Source organism: Sinomonas sp. ASV486, assembly GCF_030908215.1.
GTDB lineage: Bacteria > Actinomycetota > Actinomycetes > Actinomycetales > Micrococcaceae > Sinomonas > Sinomonas puerhi.
Map to the genome: position 1 here is coordinate 203,722 of NZ_JAVFJK010000005.1, position 21,808 is coordinate 225,529.

Sequence of the window (21,808 nt, forward strand, 5' to 3'; positions counted from 1 at the left end):
GCATCGTGGATCACGACCTTGACAGTGTCAACTGGGGGTGTGGGTAAGATGATCCTCTTGGGACTTGACAGTGTCAACCAGAGAGGATGGGCACCTCGATGCAACCTGATGCCAGCAGCGTCGGTGGGCTGGACTCCCGGCTCATCGGACTCGCCCTGACGGCGCTCGAGCACACCCCGCCCGATCGTCTCAGCATCCGCGAGATCGCACGTGCCGCCGGCGTGAGCCATCAGGCGCCGTATGTTCACCTTGGCGGCAAGCGCGGATTCCTTGCGGCCGTGGCCGGCGTCGGTCTGGAGGCCGCGGCCCAGCGCGCGCGGGCGGCGGTCGACGCCGCCGGGCCGGGCGCCGTCGAACGTCTCCATGCGCTCGTGGACGCCTACCACGGCTTCGCAACCGACGAGCCGAACCTTCACGACCTGGCCTTCGGGCCGCTCGTTGCCAAGTCCGACCATCCGGACCTGCAGCGCGCCGCGATCCACTATTGGCGAGTGATGCAGGAGGCCGTGTCCGCCTGCCAGCCGCCGGGGATCGATCCTGGCGAGCTCCTGAGGCGCTGCGCCGCCGCGTGGGGGCTCATCCACGGGCTGAGCCGGCTGAGCGCCGTGGGCCAGATCCCCGCGATTGTTCCGGGGGACCTGCACCGGCTGATGCACGACGGAATCGACACGATGCGGAGAGGCTGGACACCGTAAGGCACGCGCTGACCCCATCGGCTGCTCTACTGTCCCGGGACAGTACAGCAGCCGATGGGCGCGGTGCGGGTCAGCGCACGCTGTCCGCCGCAGGCTCCGGTTGGCCCCCGCCGTCGACATGCGCCCCATGAGGCGCCGCCGTCGCGCGCTCGAGCTTGGCGCCTTCGATGTCGAGGTCGGGCAGGATGCGGTCAAGCCAGCGCGGCAGCCACCACGCCGCCTTGCCGAAGAGGCGCATGATGGCGGGCACGAGCGTCATGCGCACCACGAAAGCGTCCAGGAGCACGCCTAGGGCCAGCCCGAAGCCGAGCGGCCGGACCATCGTGAGGTGGCTGAAGATGAAGCCCGCGAACACGCTCACCATGATGATGGCGGCGGCCGTGATGACCCGCGCCGCGTGGTGGAACCCGGTCCGGATGGCGAGGTGCGCCTCCTGGCCGTGCGCGTACGACTCCCGGATGCCCGAAGTGATGAACACCTGGTAGTCCATCGCGAGGCCGAACAGGATGCCTATGAGCAGGATCGGCATGAAGCTCAGGATCGGACCCGGATGGGTGATGTCGAAGACCGGGCCGAGCCAGCCCCACTGGTACACGGCGACGACTGAGCCGAACGCCGCGCCGAGCGAGAGCAGGAATCCAGCCGTGGCGAGAATCGGCACGAGAAGCGAACGGAACACGAGCAGCAGCAGGAGGAACGAGAGGCCGACGACGATCGCGAGGTAGACCGGGAGCGCGTCCGCGATCTTGGACGTCACGTCGACGTTGGCCGCGGTCTGGCCCGTGAGGCCGATCGAGACCCCGGTACGGGACTGGATCGCACTGCCCTGGGACCGCAGGTCGTGGACCACCTGGACGGTGCTCGCGCTGGCGGGGCCCTCAGTGGGGATCACGCGGAACACGGCTGTGTGATGGTCCGGGCTCAGCGCGAGCGGGACGGCGGCGACCACGCCCGGCACGGCGCGGAGCTGGTCCGCGACGTCGAGCTGCTTGACCTTCGCCGCCGCGTCGTCGAGGCCCGCCGGGAGTTCGCCGACCACGACGATGGGCCCCGTCATGCCTGCGCCGAAGTACTTGCCCGTGGCGTCGTAGGCCTTGAAGGACGTGGAGTCCACGGGGTCCGCGCCGCCATCCGGGAGCGCGAGGTGCAGCTGGGACGCCGGGAGCGTGAGCACGCCCAGCAGGATCACCGAGGCGACGACGGCGATCCACGGGTGCCGCGTGACCCACGCGCCCCAGCCGCGGTTGGACTTGGCGAGGTCCTCGCGCGCCTCCACGACCCCGTGCCCGGGCTGGGTGTTCTCCCGGGCAGCCTTGGCCCAGCGCCGCTTGGAGATGATGTGCTTCCCGACGAGGCTCAGGAGTGCTGGAAGCAGTGTGACGGCGATGATCACGGCCACTGCGACCGTCGCCGCGGCGGCCACGCCCATGACCGCGAGGAACGGCAGCCCGGGCACCACGAGGGCGACGAGTGCGATGACCACGGTGAGGCCGGCGAATACGACGGCAGTGCCGGACGTACCGATCGCGAGTGCGACGGACTGGCGGGGATCCATGCCGCCGAGCAGCTGGTTGCGGTGCCGGTTGAGGATGAACAGCGAATAGTCGATGCCAACGGCCAGGCCGAGCATGAGGCCCAGCATCGGCGTCACGGAGCTCATCTCGATCACGCCGGTGAGGGCTATGGTCCCGCCAACGCCAACTGCCACGCCGACGAGCGCCATGACGAGTGGCAGGCCGGCCGCGACGAACGCGCCGAGCATGACGACGAGCACGAGTGCCGCGACGGTCACGCCGATGGTCTCGCCTGCCCCGAAGATCTGGTTGATGTCCTGGGTGAGCTCCTTGCTCGCGTGCCCCTGCACTCCGTCAACGCTCGAGGCGATGTCCTGGATCTGCGTGCGGAGCGAGGTCGGGAGGCTGTCGGTGGACTTCGTGAACTGTACCGGGGCAATGGCCGCGCGATGATCGGAGGAGACGAACCTCAGGCCTGCCGAGGCATCCGCCTGACGCTGGCCGAGGGCAAGCTCCTGCTTCTTCTGGGCGATCGTCGCGGCACCGTCTGCCGCCTTCTTCGCGCCGGCGTCGTACTGGGCCTTGCCGGCGTCGTACTGGGCGCGCCCGGCATCGAGCTGTGCCTGCGCGGAGGCGGTCGCTTGGGCGATCGCGGCGGCCGACATTCCCTGGGCCGCGAGGGCCTGCTTCTGGGCGTCAAGCTGCGCCTGCCCGGCATCGAGCTGTGCCTTCGTCTGGTCGAGCTGGGCCTTGGCGGCATCGAGCTGGGGCTTGCCGGCGTCGAGCTGGGCCTGCGCCGCGGCGAGCTGCTTCTCGCCGTCGGCGATCTGCGCGCTGGCGCTGTCGAGCTGCGCCTGGGTCGCGAACGGGTCGGTGACGCTCTGTACGCCGTCGAGCCCCTTGATCTTCTCCAGCGCGGCGCTCAGTTGCTTCTTCTGCGCGTCCGTGAAGGGGGCATCGGGGGATTCGAAGACGAGCGTCGCGTTGCCGCCCGCGGCGGACGGCAGGTCCGCCTTGAGCTTGTCGAGCATCCGCTGCGTCTCGGTGCCGGGGATCTGGAACGTGTTGGTCGTGGTGCCGTGGAACGCGGCGGCAGAGCCTCCGACGGCCGCGATGATCACGAGCCAGAGGGCTATGACGAGCCACCTGCGGTCGTAGGCGAACCGCCCGAGGCGGTAGAGGAGCGAAGCCATGAGGGTCTCTCTCTGGGGTGGGACGGAAGGGCGGAAGGGGTGGGGACGGAAGGCTCAGCCGGTGCGGAACGGTTCAGCGGGCTCAGGGCATGGCGAAGCCGGCCCTGAGGTGGGTGATCGCTTCGCGGAGGAGGGTGCGGAGTCTGGCGAGGGACGACGGCGAGAGGTCGCCGGAGCGCTCGGCGAGCCAGACCTCGAGTGCGGATTTCCCGCACGCGATGACGCTTGCGGACAGGGCCGCGACGTACAGGTCGCCGAGCGCGGGTTCACGGGCGCGGATGGCAGCTGCGATCTTCTCGCCGCATTCGTCGAACGCCTGGAGCTGGTAGCGGGTCACCGGGTCGTGGCCCACGGCCAGGAGGAAGGACTGGGCCATGGGCGCGATGAGGTCGTTGTCCGCGAGGCCGGTGAGCACGTGCAGGGCCGAGTCGAGGAGTGCCTCGTCCGCCGGGCGGCTCGTCAGCTTGCCGAGCGCCGTGTCGAGGAAGCCGAAGGTGGGCGCGGCAATGGCCTCTTCGACGCTGCTGAAGTAGTTGAAGAAGGTGCGACGGGAGACGCCAGCCGCGTCGGCGAGTTCCTCGACCGTGAACCCGCCGAGCCCGCGCGCGGTTGCGAGCGAGAGCCCGGCTCCGATGATCGACTCCCGGGTGGCGGCCTTGTTCTGCTCACGGCGGGACGGGGTTTCTGTGGTCACGTATTTACACTAGGTGCAACTTTGCACTCAGGGCAAATTTTTGCGCGCGGTTTCTCTCAATCAGACAACGCCGCACCCGGACCTACCGCTGTCTCCGAGGGGAATGCGGCATGCCCAGGTGCGGCGTCATGAGTGGCTGCTGCGCGAACGAGGTGACCCCCGTCGGGGGCGGGTGGTCAGTGTGAGGCAGCCAGCTCGCCGTCGTGCGCGTGTCCCTCCGCCGAATCCGACCCAGTGGCCGAATCGTCGTTGAACGGGTCCCCGTGGCGCGGGGCGTTGTAGAGGTCCAGATCGAGGATGCCCTGGCGCTTGGCGACGATTGCCGGAACGAGTGCCTGGCCCGCGACGTTGACGGCCGTGCGGCCCATGTCCAGGATCGGGTCGATCGCGAGCAGCAGGCCCACGCCGGCCAGCGGGAGGCCGAGGGTCGAGAGCGTGAGGGTCAGCATGACGACGGCGCCCGTGGTGCCGGCCGTCGCGGCCGAGCCGAGGACTGAGACGAGCACGATCAGGAGGTACTGGCTGAAGTCCAGCGGGATGCCGAAGAACTGGGCCACGAAGATCGCTGCGACCGCGGGGTAGACCGCCGCGCAGCCGTCCATCTTGGTGGTCGCGCCGAGGGGCACGGCGAAGGACGCGTAGCCGGAGGGGACCCCGAGGTTGCGCTCGGTGACGCGCTGTGTGAGCGGCAGCGTTCCGATCGAGGAGCGGGAGACGAAGCCGAGCTGGACCGCGGGCCAGACCCCGGTGAAGTACTGCTTGACCGAGAGCCCGTGCGACTTGACGAGGATCGGGTAGACCACGAAGAGCACGAGGACGAGCCCGGCGTAGATCGCGACGGAGAACTTGCCCAAGGCGCCGATCGTGTCCCAGCCGTAGACGGCGACCGCGTTGCCGATGAGGCCGATGGTTCCCAGAGGGGCCAGGCGGATGATCCACCACAGCACCTTCTGGATGATCTCGAGGGCCGACCGGTTGAAGGTCAGGAAGGGCTCCGCCTTCGCACCGATCTTGAGGGCGGCGACCCCTACGGCGATGGCGATGACGAGGATCTGCAGCACGTTGAAGCTCACGCTCGTGGTGACGGTGCCGCCGTCGGCAACCGCGGAACTAGCCGACAGGCCGAGGAAGTTCTTCGGGAACAGGCCGACGAGGAACGCCCACCAGTCACCGGTCTTGCCGGCGTACGTGGCCTGCTGCGTGATGCCGGTGTTGGCACCCGGCTGGAAGAACACGCCGAGGCCGATGCCGATCATGACGGCGATGAACGCGGTGATCGCGAACCACAGGAGCGTGTTCCACGCGAGCTTCGCGGCGTTGGAGACCTGGCGCAGGTTGGCGATCGAGCTGACGACTGCTGTGAAGATGAGGGGGACCACAGCGGTCTGCAGGAGGCTCACATAGCTGCTGCCGATCATGGCGAGGGTCGCGCCGAGGCCGTTCGGATGCGCCTTCGTGCTGCCGGTGTACTTGGCGAGGAGGCCGAGGGCGAGGCCGATGACGAGGGCGGCGATGATCTGTGGGCCGAATGAGGTGGCCCACTTCGGAAGTCGGCGCTCTGCGCGCTGGGTGCTGGTAGAGGTGCTCACCGAGCTACCGTAGGGCGAAGGCTCCTAGCACAGATAGCTTGTGTTTCGCAGTGTGACGTTGAGTGTGACGGCGCGGATTCGAGGCTTAGGCCGATAATCCGCGCCGTCACGCCACTTTTGTTACGCTATTCCGCGCTCGTCTATGGGATATGTCACCCGCTCAGCCCACAAGGGCTCGCCGCAGCGTGTCCAGGCCTACGGAGCCGAGGTTCAGTGCCCGCATGTGGAACGCCTTGACGTCGAACTCGCGGCCCTCCGCCTCGGCCTCTGCCTTGAGCTCCGCGCGGATCTGCTCCCAGAGCCGCTGGCCGATCTTGTACGACGGCGCTTGGCCAGGCCAGCCGAGGTAACGGTGGTACTCGAAGTCGAGCTGCCCCTCGGAGATGTCGAGGTTCTGCTTCAGGAAGTCGTAGCCCTTCTCAGGCGTCCACGTCCCGGAGCCCCAGCGCTCGGGAATCTCGAGGCCGAGGTGCACTCCGATGTCGAAGACGACGCGTGCCGCGCGCATCCGCTGGCCGTCGAGCATGCCCATGCGGTCTCCCGGGTCGGAGAGGTAGCCGAGCTCGTCCATGAGACGCTCCGCGTAGAGGGCCCAGCCCTCGCCGTGGCCGGAGACCCAGCAGATGTTCCGGCGCCAGTTGTTGAGGAGCTCGCGGCGGTAGACCGCGGTGGCGCACTGGAGGTGATGGCCGGGGACTCCTTCGTGGTAGACGGTGCTGGTCTCGGCCCATGTGGTGAACGTGTCCTCGCCCTCGGGTACGGACCACCACATGCGGCCGGGCCGTGAGAAGTCGTCCGACGGCGCGGTGTAGTAGATGCCGCCGTCCTGGGTCGGAGCGATCATGCACTCGAGCTTGAGCATGGGCTCGGCGATCTCGAAGTGCGTGCCCGCGAGACCCGCCACGGCCCGGTCGGAGAGGCCCTGCATCCATGCCTTGAGAGCGTCGGTTCCCTTGAGCTGGCGCTCCGGGTCGGCGTTCAGGATCGCCTTGGCCTCGGCGATCGTGGCGCCGGGCTTGATCTGCTCGGCCACCGCCTCCTGCTCGGCGATGATGCGGTCCAGCTCGGCCACGCCCCACGCGTAGGTCTCCTCGAGGTCCACGGTGGCGCCGAGGAACCGGCGCGACGCGAGGATGTAGCGCTCGCGTCCCACGGCGTCCTGCTGAGGTGCCTGGGGGAGGAGCTCTTCCTCAAGGAAGTCGGCGAGCCTGAGGTAGGCGGCGGATGCTGCGGCGCAGCCGTCCGAGACGGCAGAGGCGACGTCGTCGGGGAGGGGAGCGCCGCCGTCGAGCTTCGCATCCTTGGCCAGCTGCGCGAAGAAGCCGCCCTCTTCGGCGCCGTACTTGCGGCACTGGCCGATCACTGCCTGCACCTGCCGCGCTGCCGCGACCTTGCCGTCCGCGGCGGCCGAGCGCAGCGAGGCGATGTAGCCCTCGATTGCGGCCGGCACGTTGGCCGCGCGGCCGGCAATATGGCCCCACTGCTCTGAGGTGTCGGTGGGCATGAGGTCGAAGGTCGCGCGGATGTGCTGGGCGGGGGAATCGATGTTGTTCAGCTCCGCCGCGACCCAGCCGCTCTCGTGACGCTCGACCTCGAGGCCGAGCCGCTCACGCATCGCGTCCACGGTGACCTCGTCGATCCCGTCTGTGGGAGTCGCCGACTCGAGCCCGGCGAGGGTGTCCCTGGCGAGCGACAGGAGCGCGTTGAGGCCGGCGGGGGAGTAGTCCGGGTACTCGGTCTCGTGGCCCGGGTAGCCGAGTTCGGTGGCGAGGGCCGGTTCGAGTTCGAGGAGCTTCGCGGTGAACTCGTTCGCGATCCCGTCGACGGCGGTGGGCTCGCGGTGGGTCGTGCTGGTCTGAGTGTTCTCGTCAGTGTTCTGCGTCACGTGACGAGCCTAGCGCGCAGCACCGACATCTGAAAGAACCCGTGCACATCCGTCCCGCGCAATAGCGTTGCGGAGTCATGTCTCACCGAAGAGGGGTCAGCTCTCTGGGATGCGGGGTCGCGTCTCTGGAAGAGGCATTCGCCACTCGAGACGGGTGACCCCGCATCGTGGGGAGATGACCCCACATTGGGCTTACTGCCGGCCGCGGCGCTGGGCGATCATGTGCCGCGGGCGCAGCGTCGCCTGGCGGATGCGCTCGCGGCGGGTCGGCGCGGCGGCCTCCTCCTGCGCCGGTGGCGCGCTGACCGCCGCGATCACTGCGGTCAGCGCGGCGAGCTCCTCCGGCGTCGGGTGCCCCTTCGTGACGGCGAAGAGCAGCGGAGCCTCCTCGCCGAGGGACGCCTCGGAAGCGGACGGCGCGGTGGGAACCGGACCAGTGCTCACAGCGGGATGTTCCCGTGCTTCTTGGCGGGCATCGACGCGTGCTTGTCGCGCAGAGCGCGGAGCCCGCGGAGCAGTTGGACCCGGGTCTCCGAGGGGGCGATGACGGCATCGATGTACCCGAGCTCGGCGGCCTGGTAGGGGTTGAGGAGCTCCTCCTCGTAGTCCCGGATGAGCTCGGCGCGCTTCGCATCGACGTCGCCGGCTGCTGCTCCGGGCTCGGCCGCGACCGCCGCCAGCTCGCGGCGGTACAGGATGTTCACGGCGCCCTGGGCTCCCATGACGCCGATCTGAGCGGTGGGCCACGCGAAGTTCAGATCCGCCCCGAGCTTCTTCGAGCCCATGACGATGTACGCGCCGCCGTAGGCCTTGCGGCAGATCACGGTGAGCTTGGGGACCGTGGCCTCGGCGTAGGCGTACAGGAGCTTGGCCCCGCGCCGGATGATCCCCTGGAACTCTTGGTCCTTGCCCGGCAGGAACCCCGGGACGTCCACGAGCGTGATGATCGGGATGTTGAACGCGTCGCAGTGGCGCACAAACCGCGCGGCCTTTTCCGAGGCCGCGATGTCCAGCGTCCCGGCGAACTGGATCGGCTGGTTCGCGACGATGCCCACGGTGTGGCCCTCCATGCGCCCGTAGCCGATCATGACGTTCGGCGCGTAGAGGGCCTGCATCTCGAGGAAGTTGCCGTCGTCGACGATCCCCGCAATCACGGCGCGCATGTCGTAGCCCTGCGTCGCTGAGTCCGGAACGAGCGCGTCGAGCGTAGCGTCGTCGTCGGTCTCCTCGAGCTCCTGGTCGGCATCCAGCACCGGCGCCTCGACCAGGTTGTTCGATGGGAGGAAGTCGAGGAGCTCGCGGACGAACTCGATGGCGTCCGACTCGTCGGAGGCGAGGTACGTCGCGGTGCCGGTCGTGGCGTTGTGCTGGCGCGCGCCGCCTAGCGTCTCCATATCCACCTCCTCGCCCGTGACGGTCTTGATGACGTCCGGACCGGTGATGAACATGTGGCTCGTCTTGTCCACCATCACGATGTAGTCGGTCAGGGCGGGGGAGTACGCCGCGCCCCCGGCGGACGGGCCCATGATGAGGGAGATCTGGGGTATGACGCCGGAGGCATGGACGTTGTTGCGGAAGATGTCCGCGAACATCGCCAAGGACGCGACGCCCTCCTGGATGCGCGCGCCGCCGCCGTCGAGGATGCCGACGACGGGGAAGCCGTTGCGGAGCGCGAACTCCTGGACCTTGACGATCTTCTCGCCGTTGACCTGGCTGAGCGAGCCGCCGTAGACGGAGAAGTCCTGGCTGTAGACGGCGACCGGGCGGCCGTCCACGGTGCCGTAGCCAGAGACCAGCCCATCCCCGAGCGGCTTCTTCTTCTCCATGCCGAACGCGGTGGAGCGATGCACGGCCAGCGCGTCGAGCTCGACGAACGAGCCCTCGTCGAGGAGCATGTCGATGCGCTCGCGGGCCGTGTTCTTGCCGCGGGCGTGCTGCTTCTCGATCGCCTCCTGCCCCGAGGGTGCGAGCGACGCCGCCCGCCGGTCGCGGAAGTCCGCGATCTTGCCTGCGGTCGTGGTCAGGTCGTGGGTCACACTCACTCCAGCTTGTCGGTCCGTGCTCACCCGTGGTGGCTTTCGTAGGTTCCGCACAATCGGCGGAGACGTCACCTCAGTCTAGTGAGGCAGGCGTGGCAGGCGTCTGTAGGAACCCTACAATTTCCGCCGGTGCTCAGGGGCGCGGTGCACGACGGCGCGTCGCGCGCCCGCCGTCGCGACCGCAAATTCTTGTCCTTCTTCATTTCCTTGGGACCGCCGGGACGTACAGCCCTGACCCGGCCGGGCGGCATCGGTACCATGCATCCATGGACGATCACGCGCAGCCAGAGCCCCGCGGCCCCCTCGACAGGACGGTTCTGGGCCCGGACCTGGTGCGAGAGGCCGGTCTGTCCCGGCTCGACGTCGTCGACGAGATCGACTCGACCAATGCCGAACTCGTGCGCCGGGCCACGACGGACCCCGCGGGCTGGGGCGACCTCTCCGTCCTCGTGGCGGAGCACCAGTCCGCAGGCCGAGGGCGCCTCCACCGTGCGTGGGACTCACCGGTGGGGGAGTCGGTTGCCGTCTCCATCGTGCTGCGGCCGCACAACCGCGACGGCCGGCCCCTGCCCACCCAGGGCTATTCGTGGTTTTCGCCCCTCGCCGCCCTCGCGCTCCGTGAGGCGCTCGCGGTGCTGGCCGGCATCGAGGCCTGCCTCAAATGGCCCAATGACGTGATCGTGCAGGGCCGGAAGATCTCCGGAATCCTCGCCCAGCTTGCGCCGGGAGCGAACGGCGCCCCGCCCGCCGTCGTCCTCGGAACGGGGATCAACGTGGCCCAGACCGAGGAGGAGCTGCCCGTGCCCACCGCGACGAGCATGCTGCTCGCGTGCGGCCGGGAGGTGCGGCGGGAGGACATCCTCACCGCGTACCTCTCCGCCTTCGCGCGGCGGTACCGGGAGTTCTGCGAGGCCGACGGCGACCCGGAAGTGCCTCTGTCGGGCGGCCGCGGTCTGTGGGGCCAGGTGGAGGACGCGACGATCACGCTCGGCAAGCGCGTCCGGGTCGAGCTGCCAGGCGGCCAGACGCTCGTGGGCCGCGCGACCGGGCTGGACAGCCACGGCGCCCTGCGCGTCGTCGAGGAGGACGGCTCGCGCCACTCGGTCGCAGCAGGGGATGTGGTCCACCTGCGCCCCGCCGACGGCGGCTATGCGTAGGGTCCTGTCCCCTGGGGAGCAGCTCATCGTCAGGACACGGCGGCACGGAAGGATGCTCCTGCTGCCCGCCGTCGTGCTCGTCGCCGTCAGCGGCGCGGGAGCCTTCGCGGCCGGCTGGCTCTCACGCGGCCACCTCGAGCAGGCGTTCCCCTGGCTCCCGCCCGCGTCGCGGGTGTGGTTCGAGCTCGCCCCGGCGGCCCTTGCTGTGTGGATCCTGCTTGGATACTGCCTGCGCGAGCTGTTCGTGTGGCGCTCCGTGAGCTACGTGCTCACGAGCCGGCGCGTGCTCAGGCGTGAGCGGGGCCTTACCCGCCAGGACCGCGAGATGCCGCTGTCCCTCGTGCGGGATGTCAACGTCCGCCAAGGTTTCGTGCAGGGGATGTTCAGGTCCGGAACGATAATCTTGACCTCGGGCCAGTCTGCGCAGCTCACGTTCGCCGATGTCCCGGAAGCGCGGCGCTTCAGCCAGTTTGTCCTCGACGCCATCGAGGAGCTGCCCGACGACGAGTGGGGGCCGGGCAATGAGATCACTGACGTCGGCGACGAGTCGCTTCCGTGGGAACTGAGGGAGGACTGATGGACGAGCCGATCGAGGATTCCGACGTGGAGTCCGCCGAGGATCTCTCCGACGAAGGTCCCGGCGCCCTCGCGGCCCCCGCGGCGGCGCTGGCCCCGGTGCCCGCCCGGCGTGGCTCGTCCAAGGACCTCGAGCTCCTCCTGCTCGGAGGCGACCGCACGCTCAAGCGCCGTGAGGTGGCCTCCGCGGTCGGCCTCTCCCTCTACTCGGCGCGCAAGCTGTGGCGCGCGCTGGGCATGCCGAACTTCACCGACGACGATCTCGCGTTCACCCGGACCGACCTCGAACACCTCAAGGTCATGCCGGCGCTCGTGCGCGAGGGCGTCCTCACCGAGGAGGCGGCCATCTCGGTCACGAGGGCCATCGGCCAGATGACCGACCGCATGGTCGTGTGGCAGGTCGAGGCGCTCGTCGAGGACATGATCTCCTCAGAGGGCATGACCGACGCCGAGGCACGCGTCGCCCTCCTGGACCGCATCCCGACCCTCATCGAGCCTCTTGAAGAGATGCTCGTGTACTCGTGGCGGCGGCAGCTGACCGCCGGCGTCCAGCGGCTTGCGCTGAGGGCCCGGGAGGGCCTCGAATCGAGCGCCGAGGGCCGCGACGGCACGGAGGACGACGCCCCGCTGCCGCTCGCGCGCGCCGTCGGCTTCGCGGACCTCGTCTCCTATACGTCGCTGTCCCGGCGGATGAACGAGCGGACGCTCGCCCAGCTGGTCCAGCGCTTCGAGAACCGGTGCTCGGAGATCATCACGGTGGGCGGCGGCCGGCTGGTCAAGACCATCGGCGACGAGGTGCTCTACATCGCCGAGACGCCGGCCGCGGGGGCGCAGATCTCGCTCGCCCTCGCGAAAGAGTTCGCGGACGACGAGATCCTCCCCGAGTGCCGTGTGGCCATGGTCTGGGGGCGGGTCCTCAGCCGGCTCGGCGACATCTACGGCCCCACCGTGAACCTTGCGGCACGCCTTACCTCGATCGCCGATCCCGGGCAGGTCCTCGTGGATGACATCACGGCCAAGGCCCTCGCAGGTGACGAGCGCTTTGTGCTCGAACCCCAGGAGCCCGAGATGGTCCGCGGTTTCGGGGAGATCCATCCCGTGTCGCTCAGCCACGGTGCAGGCCCGGGAATCGTGCTCGACTGACCCGGCCCGAGGCGGACGCGGGATGTCGCTGCCGGGTGCGCCGGGCGGAGGCCGTCGGTGTGTCACGATGGTCCGGCAGACGGCGAGGGGAGGGCTGGGACGATGGGCAAGGCACTGGATCGTGAGCGTGGGGTGCGGATCTCGGTGGGTTTTGGCACCGACCGGGGGCTGCGGCGTGAGCTCAACGAGGACTCGTTCTTGGCCCAGGATCCCGTGTTCATGGTCGCGGACGGCATGGGAGGCCACGAGGCGGGCGAGGTGGCGAGCGGGCTGTGCGTGCAGACGCTCATCGAATCTCCGGTCCTTGCCCCGGGCACGCACCACGCCACAGCCCAAGGCGTGCAGCAGGTCATCGAGCACGCCGACTGGCGGATCCGCAGGGCCACCGGCGCCCGCGCAGGGACCACTCTGACGGGGGCCGTGCTCATCGAGATCTCCTCGTCTCCCTATTGGCTCGTGGCCAATGTGGGGGACTCACGCACCTACCGCGTGTCCAGGGACGGCCAGCTCCTGCAGATCACCGTCGACCACTCCGAGGTGCGCGAGCTCGTCGACTCCGGGCAGATCACCCCTGAGGAAGCACTCGTCCATCCGCGGCGGCACGTGATCACGCGGGCGCTTGGTACCGGCGAGGACGCCGAGGCCGACTTCTGGCTCTTGCCTGTAGAGGATGGGGACCGGCTCCTCATCTGCTCGGACGGACTGACCTCCGAGCTCCGGGATCCGGAGATCGAGCTCCTGCTGGTGGGTCGGGAGGACCCGCAGGACGCCGTCGAGGCCCTCGTCGAGGCGGCCATTAGATCCGGCGGTCGGGACAACGTGACGGTCATCGTCGTCGACGCCCACGACGTCGGCCCTTCGTCGCCGTCGACCGGGATCGGCTGACCGACGCCACCGGCCGGATGACCCGGAAGGGGCTGTCGCCGGATGCCCCGACGTGCCGCCGGGGACCTGATGGAGTGTCGGAGCCATGGGGCAAGATAGACACCGTGAGCCCAGAACCAGCGAGCCCCCCAGCACAGCGCGTCGAGCCCGAGACGGCGATCCCGTCCGAGTCGCTCCGCGACGAGTACGAGGCACTCGCGGACGAGGTCCGCCGCCACCGCACGCTCTACTACAACCAGGACGCCCCCGAGATCTCGGACGCCGAGTACGACGTCCTGTTCCGGCAGCTCGAGGAGTTCGAGGCGCTCCACCCCGAGATGATTGCGAACGACTCTCCCACCCAGGAGGTCGGCGGCGAGGCCACCGCGGCCTTCGCGCCGGTCGAGCACCTCGCGCGGATGTACAGCCTCGAGGACGTCTTCTCGGTCTCGGAGCTTGAGGCGTGGATCCGGCGTGCTGAGGCGAATGTCGCCGCGCTCGGGCTGGTCCCGGCGAAGTGGCTCACCGAGCTCAAGATCGACGGCCTCGCCGTCAACCTGCTCTACCGCAACGGCGAGCTGGTCCGCGCCGCCACGCGCGGGGATGGGCGCACGGGCGAGGATGTCACGCACAACGTCCTGACCATCAAGGACGTCCCCCAGCGACTGTCCGGCGAGGGACATCCCGAGGAGGTCGAGATCCGGGGTGAGGTCTACATCCCGACCAAGGCATTCATCGAGTACAACGAGGCACTCATCGAGCGGGGCAAGGCCCCGCTCGCGAACCCCCGCAACGCCGCCGCTGGCTCGCTACGCCAGAAGGACCCCGGGGAGACCGCGAAGCGCCCGCTGAAGATGTTTGTCCACGGCATCGGCGCCCGCGAGGGGCTCACGGCGACGAGCCAGGCCGAGACCTATGACCTCCTCAAGGCCTGGGGTCTGCCCACGAGCCCGTACTACGAGGTCCTCGAAACCTACGAGGAGGTCTTGGCGTTCATCGAGCGCTATGGGCAGAAGCGGCACAGTCTCATCCACGAGATCGACGGAATCGTGGTCAAGGCCGACGATTTCGCGACCCAGCGCGCGCTCGGCCACACCTCCCGTGTTCCCCGCTGGGCCGTCGCCTTCAAGTACCCCCCGGAGGAGGTGCACACGAAGCTTCTCGACATTCTCGTCAACGTAGGGCGCACGGGGCGCGTGACCCCCTTCGGGGTCATGGAGCCGGTCAAGGTTGCCGGATCCACCGTCTCGATGGCCACCCTGCACAATCAGGACGTCGTCAAGGCCAAGGGCGTCATGATCGGCGACATCGTGGTGCTCCGCAAGGCGGGGGACGTCATCCCCGAGATCGTGGGCCCGGTGCTCGCCCTGAGGGACCAGCAGGACCCGCCCGTGCGCGACTTCGTCATGCCCACGGTCTGCCCCTCGTGCGGGACTCAGCTCGCGCCGTCGAAGGAGGGCGAGGTGGACATCCGCTGTCCCAACGCCCGCTCGTGCCCTTCGCAGCTGCGCGAGCGCGTGTTCCACCTTGCCGGGCGCGGGGCGTTCGATATCGAGGCCCTGGGCTGGGAGGCCGCGATCGCCCTGACCTCCGGGCCCGGCCCGGACCCGGCCACGATCGGCGGATACCCGCGGCCCGAGGGCCCAGGGGTCCTCGACGGCGAGGCCCAGATCTTCGAGCTCGCTGCGGACTGGCCGGATTCGAACCTGCGCGATCGTCTGGCCGACGTCGCCGTGTGGCGCGAGAAGCGCGTCAAGGGCGTTGGCACGGGGCAGTGGGACCTTGTGCCGTACTTCTGGACCAAGCCGACGGCCAGGAAGCCCTCGGTCCCGACCGCTTCGACGGAGAAGCTCTTCGCGGAGGTGCAGAAGGCCAAGACCCAGCCGCTGTGGCGTGTGCTCGTGGCGCTGTCGATCCGGCACGTGGGCCCGACGGCGTCGCGCGCCCTCGCCACGCGGTACGGGTCGATGACCGCCCTGCGGGAGGTCCTTGCGACCGAGAACGCGCGGGAGCAGCTCGCCGACGTCGACGGCGTTGGGCCGATCATCGCGGATGCGCTGATCGAGTGGTTCGCCGAGGACTGGCACCGCGAGATCGTTGCCCGCTGGGCCTCCGCCGGCGTGAAGATGGAGGACGAGCAGGACGCCTCGGTGGGCCGCTCGCTCGAGGGCCTCACCGTCGTCGTGACCGGGAGCCTCGAGAGGTTCAGCCGGGACGAGGCGAAGGAAGCGATCATCATCCGCGGAGGCAAGGCCTCCGGGAGCGTCTCGAAGAAGACCGATTATGTGGTGGCGGGCGAGAACGCAGGCTCCAAACTCGACAAGGCCGAGCAGTACGGCGTCCCGATCCTGGACGAAGATGCCTTCCGCAGGCTGTTGGAGAACGGTCCGGGAGAGTGGCGTCCCGCTGCGGGCGAGCAGCCCGAGTCCGGCCCCGAGGACGACGGCGGGGCCGCCCCGCCTGAACAGCTCGCTGCGGAGATTGGCGAGGCCGAGTCGGACGGAGACGAGAGATGAACGCCGCGGAGTACCCAGCTGAGTTCCTGACAACCCTCCTCGACACCGCCCGGCGCGCCGCGGCGGCGGGTGCCGCGGTCCTCGCGGGTCGCGATGCCGGGGTCCTGACGCGTTCGACCGGCCTCGCGGAGACGAAGAGCTCGGGGAGTGACTGGGTCACGGAGTTCGACCTCGCAGCCGAGAAGGCCGTGCGGGCCGTCCTCACGGCCGAGCGCCCGCACGACATCGTGACCGGCGAGGAGCAGGGCACGAGCCGCGTCACCGAGCCGAGCGGCTTCCGCTGGTCCATCGATCCGCTCGACGGGACCACGAACTTCATCCGCGACATCGTCTACTACGCGACGAGCGTGGCGGTGGCTGACGTCGACGGTGTGTGGCTCGCTGGCGTCGTGAGCGCACCTGCGCTGCGCCGCGAGTACTGGGCCGTTCGCGGCGGCGGCGCATGGCGCCTCGACGCCCCGCGTTCGGCCGGCGGCGAGGGCGCCCTCGAGGCCTGGCCCATGCGGCTCGAAGGTCCGGCACCTGGCCGGGCCGAGGCAGGATCCGCGCTCCTCGCGACCGGATTCAGCTATGACCCGGGCGTCCGCGCCGACCAGGCGGCCTTCCTGCCCGGTCTCATGGACGGCTTCGGCGACATGCGCCGCCTCGGATCCGCAGCCCTGGACCTGTGCCTCGTGGCGGACGGCACCCACGACGCGTACGGCGAGCGGGGTCTCAACGAGCACGACTTTGCCGCCGGCGCCCTCATCGCCGAGGAGGCAGGCTGCTGGGTCCGGCGGCCCGTGCTCACGAGCCCCCTCGACGGGGGTCCGAGCGACGCCGAGCGCCTCGGTGCGTGGACCTGTGCCGGCGGCATCGAGTTCTCGGGCAGGTTCCCGATCGTATGAGGCCCCCGGTCACGATCCGGGAGGCCACCCCGGAGGACTACCCGGACATCGCGCGCATCGTCGAAGCCGCCTACCTCGGCGCGGGCTACTTCGAGGGTCCGGAGCACCCCTATATGCGCCAGATCGCGGATGTCTCCTACCGGGCTGCGCGCGGCACGGTCCTCGTCGCGGAGCGGGACGGGCGCGTCATCGCGTCCGTGACGGTCATGGCGCACGGTGATGGCTTCGAGCAGGTCGCCGGCGCGGGCGAGTACGAGTTCCGGCTGCTCGTCGTAGACCCGGACGTGCAGCGCACGGGCGCGGCGTCCGCCCTCGTGGCCGACGTCGAGGCGAGGGCCCGGCGCGCGGGCGCGACCGCCGTCGTGCTCACCACGGGAGAGGGCTGGGAGGCGCCGAATGCGCTCTATCCCCGTCTCGGCTACGAGCGCGCGCCCGAGCGCGACTGGCCGATTCCGGAGACCGACATCATGCTGCCGGTGTACATCAAGCGGCTCTGACTCAACCCGCACCCTCTGGCCGTCCTGGAGGCGCTGTCCCGCCCCGGCACGCCGTAGCGGTGTTCGGGGCGCGACTAGACTGGACCGCGAACCTTATTCACCTTCACAGGGGAGATCCATGGCTGAGATCACTCGCGACGACGTTGCGCACCTCGCGCAGCTCGCGCGGATCGAGATGAGCGAGGCGGAGCTGGACAAGATGGCGGGCGAGCTCGCCCACATCGTCGACGCCGTCAAGAGCGTGAGCGAGGCCGCCGGGCCCGACGTCCCGGCCACATCGCACCCGATCCCGTTGCAGAACGTCTTCCGCGAGGACGTCGTGGGCCACGTGCTCACGCCCGCCGAGGCGCTCTCCGGGGCCCCCGATGCCGACGAGGGCCTCTTCAAGGTCCCTGCGATCCTGGGCGAGGAGTAACCCATGAGCGCCAATGAGAAGAACCTCAGCGAACTGATCACCTCCACCGCCTCGGCCCTCGCCGAGAAGCTCACCGCCAGGGAGGTCTCCTCCGAGGAGGTCGTCCAGGCGCACCTCGACCGGATCGCCGAGGTCGACGGCGGCGAGCGGGGAGTCCACGCGTTCCTGCACGTCAACACCCAGGAGGCGCTCGGCGTCGCCCGGGAGGTCGACTCGGCCCGCGCCGCCGGCGGGGATGACGCTGCGGCCCTCCATCCGCTCGCGGGCGTCCCGATCGCGATCAAGGACCTCATCGTCACGGTAGGCCAGCCCACGACGGCGGGCTCCCGCATCCTCGAGGGCTGGATGAGCCCCTACGACGCCACCGTCATCAAGAAGATCCGGGCCGCCAAGCTCCCGATCCTCGGCAAGACCAACCTCGACGAGTTCGCCATGGGTTCCTCGACCGAGCACTCGGCGTTCGGTCCCACCCGCAACCCGTGGGACCTCGACCGCATCCCGGGCGGCTCAGGTGGTGGCTCGGCTGCGGCCGTTGCGGCCTTCGAGGCGCCCCTCGCGCTCGGCACCGACACCGGCGGGTCCATCCGCCAGCCCGGCGCCGTCACCGGCACAGTCGGCGTCAAGCCCACCTACGGTGCGGTGTCCCGCTACGGCGCGATCGCGATGGCCTCGAGCCTGGACCAGATCGGCCCGGTCTCGCGGTCCGTGCTCGACGCCGCGCTCCTCCAGGAGCTCGTCGGCGGCCACGACCCGTTCGACTCCACCTCGCTCACCGACCGGTTCGACACCCTCGTCGCGGCGGCGAAGGCCGGCGCAGCCGGAGGGGCCCTCAAGGGGCTGCGCATCGGCGTCGTGAAGGAACTCGGCGGCGAGGGCTACCAGCCCGGCGTCGAGGCCCGCTTCCGCGAGGCGCTCACTCTGCTCGAGGGCGCCGGTGCGCAGATCGTCGAGGTCTCGTGCCCCAACTTCAAGTACGCGCTCGGCGCCTACTACCTCATCATGCCGAGCGAGGTCTCCAGCAACCTCGCGAAGTTCGACGGCGTCCGGTACGGACTGCGCGTCACGCCCCAGGACGGCCCGATGACGATCGAGCGCGTCATGGCCGCCACGCGCGCTGCGGGCTTCGGCGACGAGGCGAAGCGTCGCATCATCCTGGGCACCTACGCCCTTTCCGCCGGCTACTACGACGCCTACTACGGCTCGGCGCAGAAGGTCCGCACCCTCATCCAGCGCGACTTCGACGCCGCGTTCGCCCAAGCGGACGTGCTCATCTCGCCGACGGCACCCACCACGGCCTTCAGGCTCGGCGAGAAGCTCGATGACCCGCTGGCGATGTACCTCAACGACGTTGCGACCATCCCGGCCAACCTCGCAGGTGTCCCCGGACTCTCGCTCCCGAGCGGTCTTGCCGACGAGGACGGACTGCCCGCTGGCCTGCAGATCCTCGCCCCGGCCCGCGAGGACGCACGCCTGTACCGGGTGGGTGCGGCCCTCGAGGCCCTGCTCGAGGCGCAGTGGGGCGGCCCGCTGCTCGCCCAGGCCCCGGCACTCTAAGAAGGAGAGAGAAATGGCATCCACTGACGAGATCCTGTCCTTCGACGAGGCCATGGAGAAGTTCGACCCGGTCCTCGGCTTCGAGGTCCACGTCGAGCTCAACACCAAGACCAAGATGTTCTCCTCCGCCCCGAACGTGTTCGGCGACGAGCCGAACACGGACGTCAACGAAGTCGACCTCGGCATGCCCGGCGTCCTTCCCGTGGTGAACAAGGCCGCCGTGGAGTCGAGCATCAAGATCGGCCTCGCGCTCAACTGCAAGATCGCCGAATCCTGCCGGTTCGCCCGGAAGAACTACTTCTACCCGGACACGCCCAAGAACTTCCAGACCTCCCAGTACGACGAACCGATCGCCTACGACGGCTGGCTCGACATCGAACTCGAGGACGGGACGGTCTTCCATGTGGAGATCGAGCGTGCGCACATGGAGGAGGACGCAGGCAAGCTCACCCACCTCGGCGGCGCGACCGGCCGCATCCAGGGCGCCGACTACTCCCTCGTGGACTACAACCGTGCAGGCGTGCCGCTCGTCGAGATCGTCACGAAGCCGATCGTGGGCGCCGGCTCCCGCGCGCCCGAGCTCGCGAAGGCCTACGTCGCGGCAGTCCGCGAGATCGTGAAGAACCTCGGTGTCTCGGACGCCCGCATGGAGCGCGGCAACGTGCGCTGCGACGCGAACGTCTCGCTCATGCCCAAGGACGCCACGAAGTTCGGCACGCGTTCGGAGACGAAGAACGTCAACTCGCTCCGATCCGTCGAGCACGCGGTGCGCTTCGAGATCCAGCGCCACGCGGCCGTTCTCTCCGCGGGGGAGAAGGTCACCCAGGAGACGCGCCACTGGCACGAGGACACGCGCACGACGACGGCCGGTCGCCCCAAGAGCGACGCCGACGACTACCGGTACTTCCCGGAGCCGGACCTCGTGCCCGTGGTTCCGAGCCGCGAGTGGGTCGAGGAGATCCGCGCGACACTGCCCGAGCCCCCCGCCGAGCGGCGTAAGCGCCTCAAGGAGGCGTGGGGCTACGCGGACGCCGAGTTCCGCGACGTCGTCAACGCCGGCGTCATGGACTCCATCGAGGAGACCATCGCCGCGGGCACCACCGCGCAAGCCGCCCGCAAGTGGTGGATGGGCGAGATCGTGGGCCGCGCCAAGGTCGCCGACGTCGAGCCCGCTGACCTCGGCGTGACCCCGCAGGCGATCGTCGAGCTCAACGGCCTCGTCGAGGGCGGCAAGCTCAACAACAAGATGGCTGGCCAGGTGCTCGACGGCGTCATTGCCGGCGAGGGAACCCCGACCCAGGTCATGGAGGCCCGCGGACTCGTGCTCGTCTCCGACGACGGCCCTCTCCTCGAGGCCATCGACGCGGCGCTGGCCGCACAGCCCGATGTCGCGGACAAAATCCGCAGCGGCAAGGTCCAGGCGGCCGGCGCGATCGTGGGCGCGGTCATGAAGGCCACGCGCGGCCAGGCTGACGCGGGCCGCGTCAAGGAGCTCATCCTCGAGAGGCTGGGCGTCCAGGTCTAACGCGAGGGCACGCTCGCGAGCGTTACGGGCAGCCTGAAGCTCGCGAGTGTGGCCTCCTGGAAGTGCGTGATCCCGCGCAACCCATCGCGTCCCGGGGTGAGCACGATGACGCCGATCGACCGCCACAGCCCGGTGGTGTCGTCGTGCACGTAGGGCGCGATGGCAGGGTCCCCGTTCGCACGCGTGCGCACCACGGCGACCTGCCGCGCGGCCCGAGGCCGTATCGATGCGAAGAAGCGCTCGGCCGCCGCCGTCCCTTTGTACTCGAACGGCATGGGCGGCATCGATACTGTGGCGTCTTCGGTGAGGAGCGCGACGAGCCCGTCGACGTCGTGCACCGTGAACGCGTCCACGAACCGGTCCACCAGCGCCCGCTCGGCCGCCGATCCCGGCGCGGGCCGCTCCGCCTCGCCGCCTCGGCGGGAGGCGAGCGTGGCGCGCGCCCGCTTGAGGGCGCTCGTCACCGACTCCGCGCTCGTGCCCAGCATCCCCGCCACCTCGCGTGCCCTATAACCTAGGACGTCGCGCAGGATCAGCACCGCGCGCTGCCGCGGCGGCAGAAGCTGCAGTGCGGTGATGAATGCGAGCGCGATCGACTCCCGCGTGTTCAGGGCGGCCTCGGGTCCGGGCACAGCGGGGGCGGCCTCGAGGAGTGAGTCCGGGTACGGCTCGAGCCACGCCACTTCGCCGAGACTGCTGGGCTCGGGCGGTGTGGTGCCGCGGATCGTGGTGACCGCGGGCGGCCGACGCCGGGCGGCCCGCAGCGCGTCGAGGCAGCTGTTCGTGGCGATCCTGTAGAGCCACACCCGTACCGAGGAACGTGCCTCGAAGCGGGGCATGGCCCGCCACGCGGACAGCAGTGCCTCCTGGAGCGCATCCTCGGCATCGTGCACTGAGCCGAGCATCCGGTAGCAATGCGCGTGGAGTTCGCGCCGATGCGGGGCTACCAGCTCGTCGAACGCACTCTGGTCTCCGGCCTTGGCACGTCCAAGGACGTCGGGGTCTTCCTCCATGAGTTTCTCCTCCGACCGCCCACTTTAGGCACCGGCCGGCGTCTGCACCATT

General features: G+C 69.5%; 18 protein-coding genes. 11 read left to right on the forward strand and 7 right to left on the reverse strand.

Features of this window, described 5'->3' with window-relative positions:
* The first annotated feature begins 98 nt into the window (after positions 1–98).
* Positions 99–695, forward strand: coding sequence for a TetR/AcrR family transcriptional regulator (locus RBS60_RS09245; RefSeq protein ID WP_307957260.1), 597 nt, complete (start codon positions 99–101; stop codon positions 693–695).
* A 70-nt stretch (positions 696–765) separates the two neighbouring features.
* Here the strand turns inward: RBS60_RS09245 and RBS60_RS09250 are convergent, their stop codons facing one another.
* The 6 genes from RBS60_RS09250 to RBS60_RS09275 form a co-directional block, all read right to left on the reverse strand.
* Positions 766–3,402: an MMPL family transporter gene (locus RBS60_RS09250; RefSeq protein WP_307957261.1), complete on the reverse strand. Its 2,637-nt coding sequence runs from the start codon at positions 3,400–3,402 to the stop codon at positions 766–768.
* A gap of 82 nt (positions 3,403–3,484) precedes the next feature.
* Complete coding sequence (locus tag RBS60_RS09255; protein ID WP_307957262.1) at positions 3,485–4,096, reverse strand: TetR/AcrR family transcriptional regulator; 612 nt, start codon at positions 4,094–4,096, stop codon at positions 3,485–3,487.
* Positions 4,097–4,272: 176 nt separating this feature from the next.
* Entirely contained in the window at positions 4,273–5,685 is a 1,413-nt protein-coding gene (locus RBS60_RS09260; RefSeq protein WP_307957263.1) for a dicarboxylate/amino acid:cation symporter, read from the reverse strand.
* A 160-nt stretch (positions 5,686–5,845) separates the two neighbouring features.
* Positions 5,846–7,501, reverse strand: a complete 1,656-nt coding sequence (locus RBS60_RS09265; protein ID WP_374049259.1) for a DUF885 domain-containing protein — start codon at positions 7,499–7,501, stop codon at positions 5,846–5,848.
* Between the two features lie 261 nt (positions 7,502–7,762).
* A complete protein-coding gene (locus RBS60_RS09270; protein ID WP_307957265.1) occupies positions 7,763–8,014 on the reverse strand; it encodes an acyl-CoA carboxylase subunit epsilon in 252 nt (83 codons plus the stop codon).
* Positions 8,011–9,606: an acyl-CoA carboxylase subunit beta gene (locus RBS60_RS09275; protein ID WP_307957266.1), complete on the reverse strand. Its 1,596-nt coding sequence runs from the start codon at positions 9,604–9,606 to the stop codon at positions 8,011–8,013. Before RBS60_RS09275 ends, RBS60_RS09270 begins: the two co-directional genes overlap by 4 nt.
* Positions 9,607–9,875: 269 nt before the next feature.
* On the opposite strand from RBS60_RS09275, the gene RBS60_RS09280 reads away from it, so the two are divergent.
* The 10 genes from RBS60_RS09280 (at position 9,876) to gatB (ending at position 20,743) form a co-directional block, all read left to right on the forward strand.
* A complete protein-coding gene (locus RBS60_RS09280; RefSeq protein ID WP_307957267.1) occupies positions 9,876–10,766 on the forward strand; it encodes a biotin--[acetyl-CoA-carboxylase] ligase in 891 nt (296 codons plus the stop codon).
* 52 nt (positions 10,767–10,818) lie between these two features.
* A complete protein-coding gene (locus RBS60_RS09285; protein WP_307957268.1) occupies positions 10,819–11,343 on the forward strand; it encodes a PH domain-containing protein in 525 nt (174 codons plus the stop codon).
* Positions 11,343–12,485 carry an adenylate/guanylate cyclase domain-containing protein gene (locus RBS60_RS09290; RefSeq protein ID WP_307957269.1) on the forward strand — a complete coding sequence of 381 codons (1,143 nt, stop codon included), beginning with the start codon at positions 11,343–11,345 and terminating at the stop codon, positions 12,483–12,485. The genes RBS60_RS09285 and RBS60_RS09290 overlap by 1 nt, the downstream gene beginning before the upstream one ends.
* Before the next feature lie 102 nt (positions 12,486–12,587).
* Complete coding sequence (locus RBS60_RS09295) at positions 12,588–13,370, forward strand: protein phosphatase 2C domain-containing protein (protein ID WP_307957270.1); 783 nt, start codon at positions 12,588–12,590, stop codon at positions 13,368–13,370.
* A gap of 104 nt (positions 13,371–13,474) precedes the next feature.
* A complete protein-coding gene (gene ligA / locus RBS60_RS09300; RefSeq protein ID WP_407073430.1) occupies positions 13,475–15,865 on the forward strand; it encodes an NAD-dependent DNA ligase LigA in 2,391 nt (796 codons plus the stop codon).
* A complete protein-coding gene (locus RBS60_RS09305; protein WP_307957272.1) occupies positions 15,862–16,752 on the forward strand; it encodes an inositol monophosphatase family protein in 891 nt (296 codons plus the stop codon). The genes ligA and RBS60_RS09305 overlap by 4 nt, the downstream gene beginning before the upstream one ends.
* Entirely contained in the window at positions 16,749–17,249 is a 501-nt protein-coding gene (locus RBS60_RS09310; RefSeq protein ID WP_307957273.1) for a GNAT family N-acetyltransferase, read from the forward strand. The genes RBS60_RS09305 and RBS60_RS09310 overlap by 4 nt, the downstream gene beginning before the upstream one ends.
* Positions 17,250–17,367: 118 nt before the next feature.
* Positions 17,368–17,664, forward strand: coding sequence for an Asp-tRNA(Asn)/Glu-tRNA(Gln) amidotransferase subunit GatC (gene gatC / locus RBS60_RS09315; protein ID WP_307957274.1), 297 nt, complete (start codon positions 17,368–17,370; stop codon positions 17,662–17,664).
* Between the two features lie 3 nt (positions 17,665–17,667).
* A complete protein-coding gene (gene gatA, locus RBS60_RS09320; RefSeq protein ID WP_307957275.1) occupies positions 17,668–19,218 on the forward strand; it encodes an Asp-tRNA(Asn)/Glu-tRNA(Gln) amidotransferase subunit GatA in 1,551 nt (516 codons plus the stop codon).
* Positions 19,219–19,231: 13 nt separating this feature from the next.
* A complete protein-coding gene (gatB, locus tag RBS60_RS09325; protein WP_307957276.1) occupies positions 19,232–20,743 on the forward strand; it encodes an Asp-tRNA(Asn)/Glu-tRNA(Gln) amidotransferase subunit GatB in 1,512 nt (503 codons plus the stop codon).
* On the opposite strand, the gene RBS60_RS09330 is transcribed toward gatB, so the two are convergent.
* Complete coding sequence (locus RBS60_RS09330) at positions 20,740–21,756, reverse strand: RNA polymerase subunit sigma-70 (protein WP_307957277.1); 1,017 nt, start codon at positions 21,754–21,756, stop codon at positions 20,740–20,742. The genes gatB and RBS60_RS09330 overlap by 4 nt on opposite strands.
* Between the last annotated feature and the right edge of the window lie 52 nt (positions 21,757–21,808).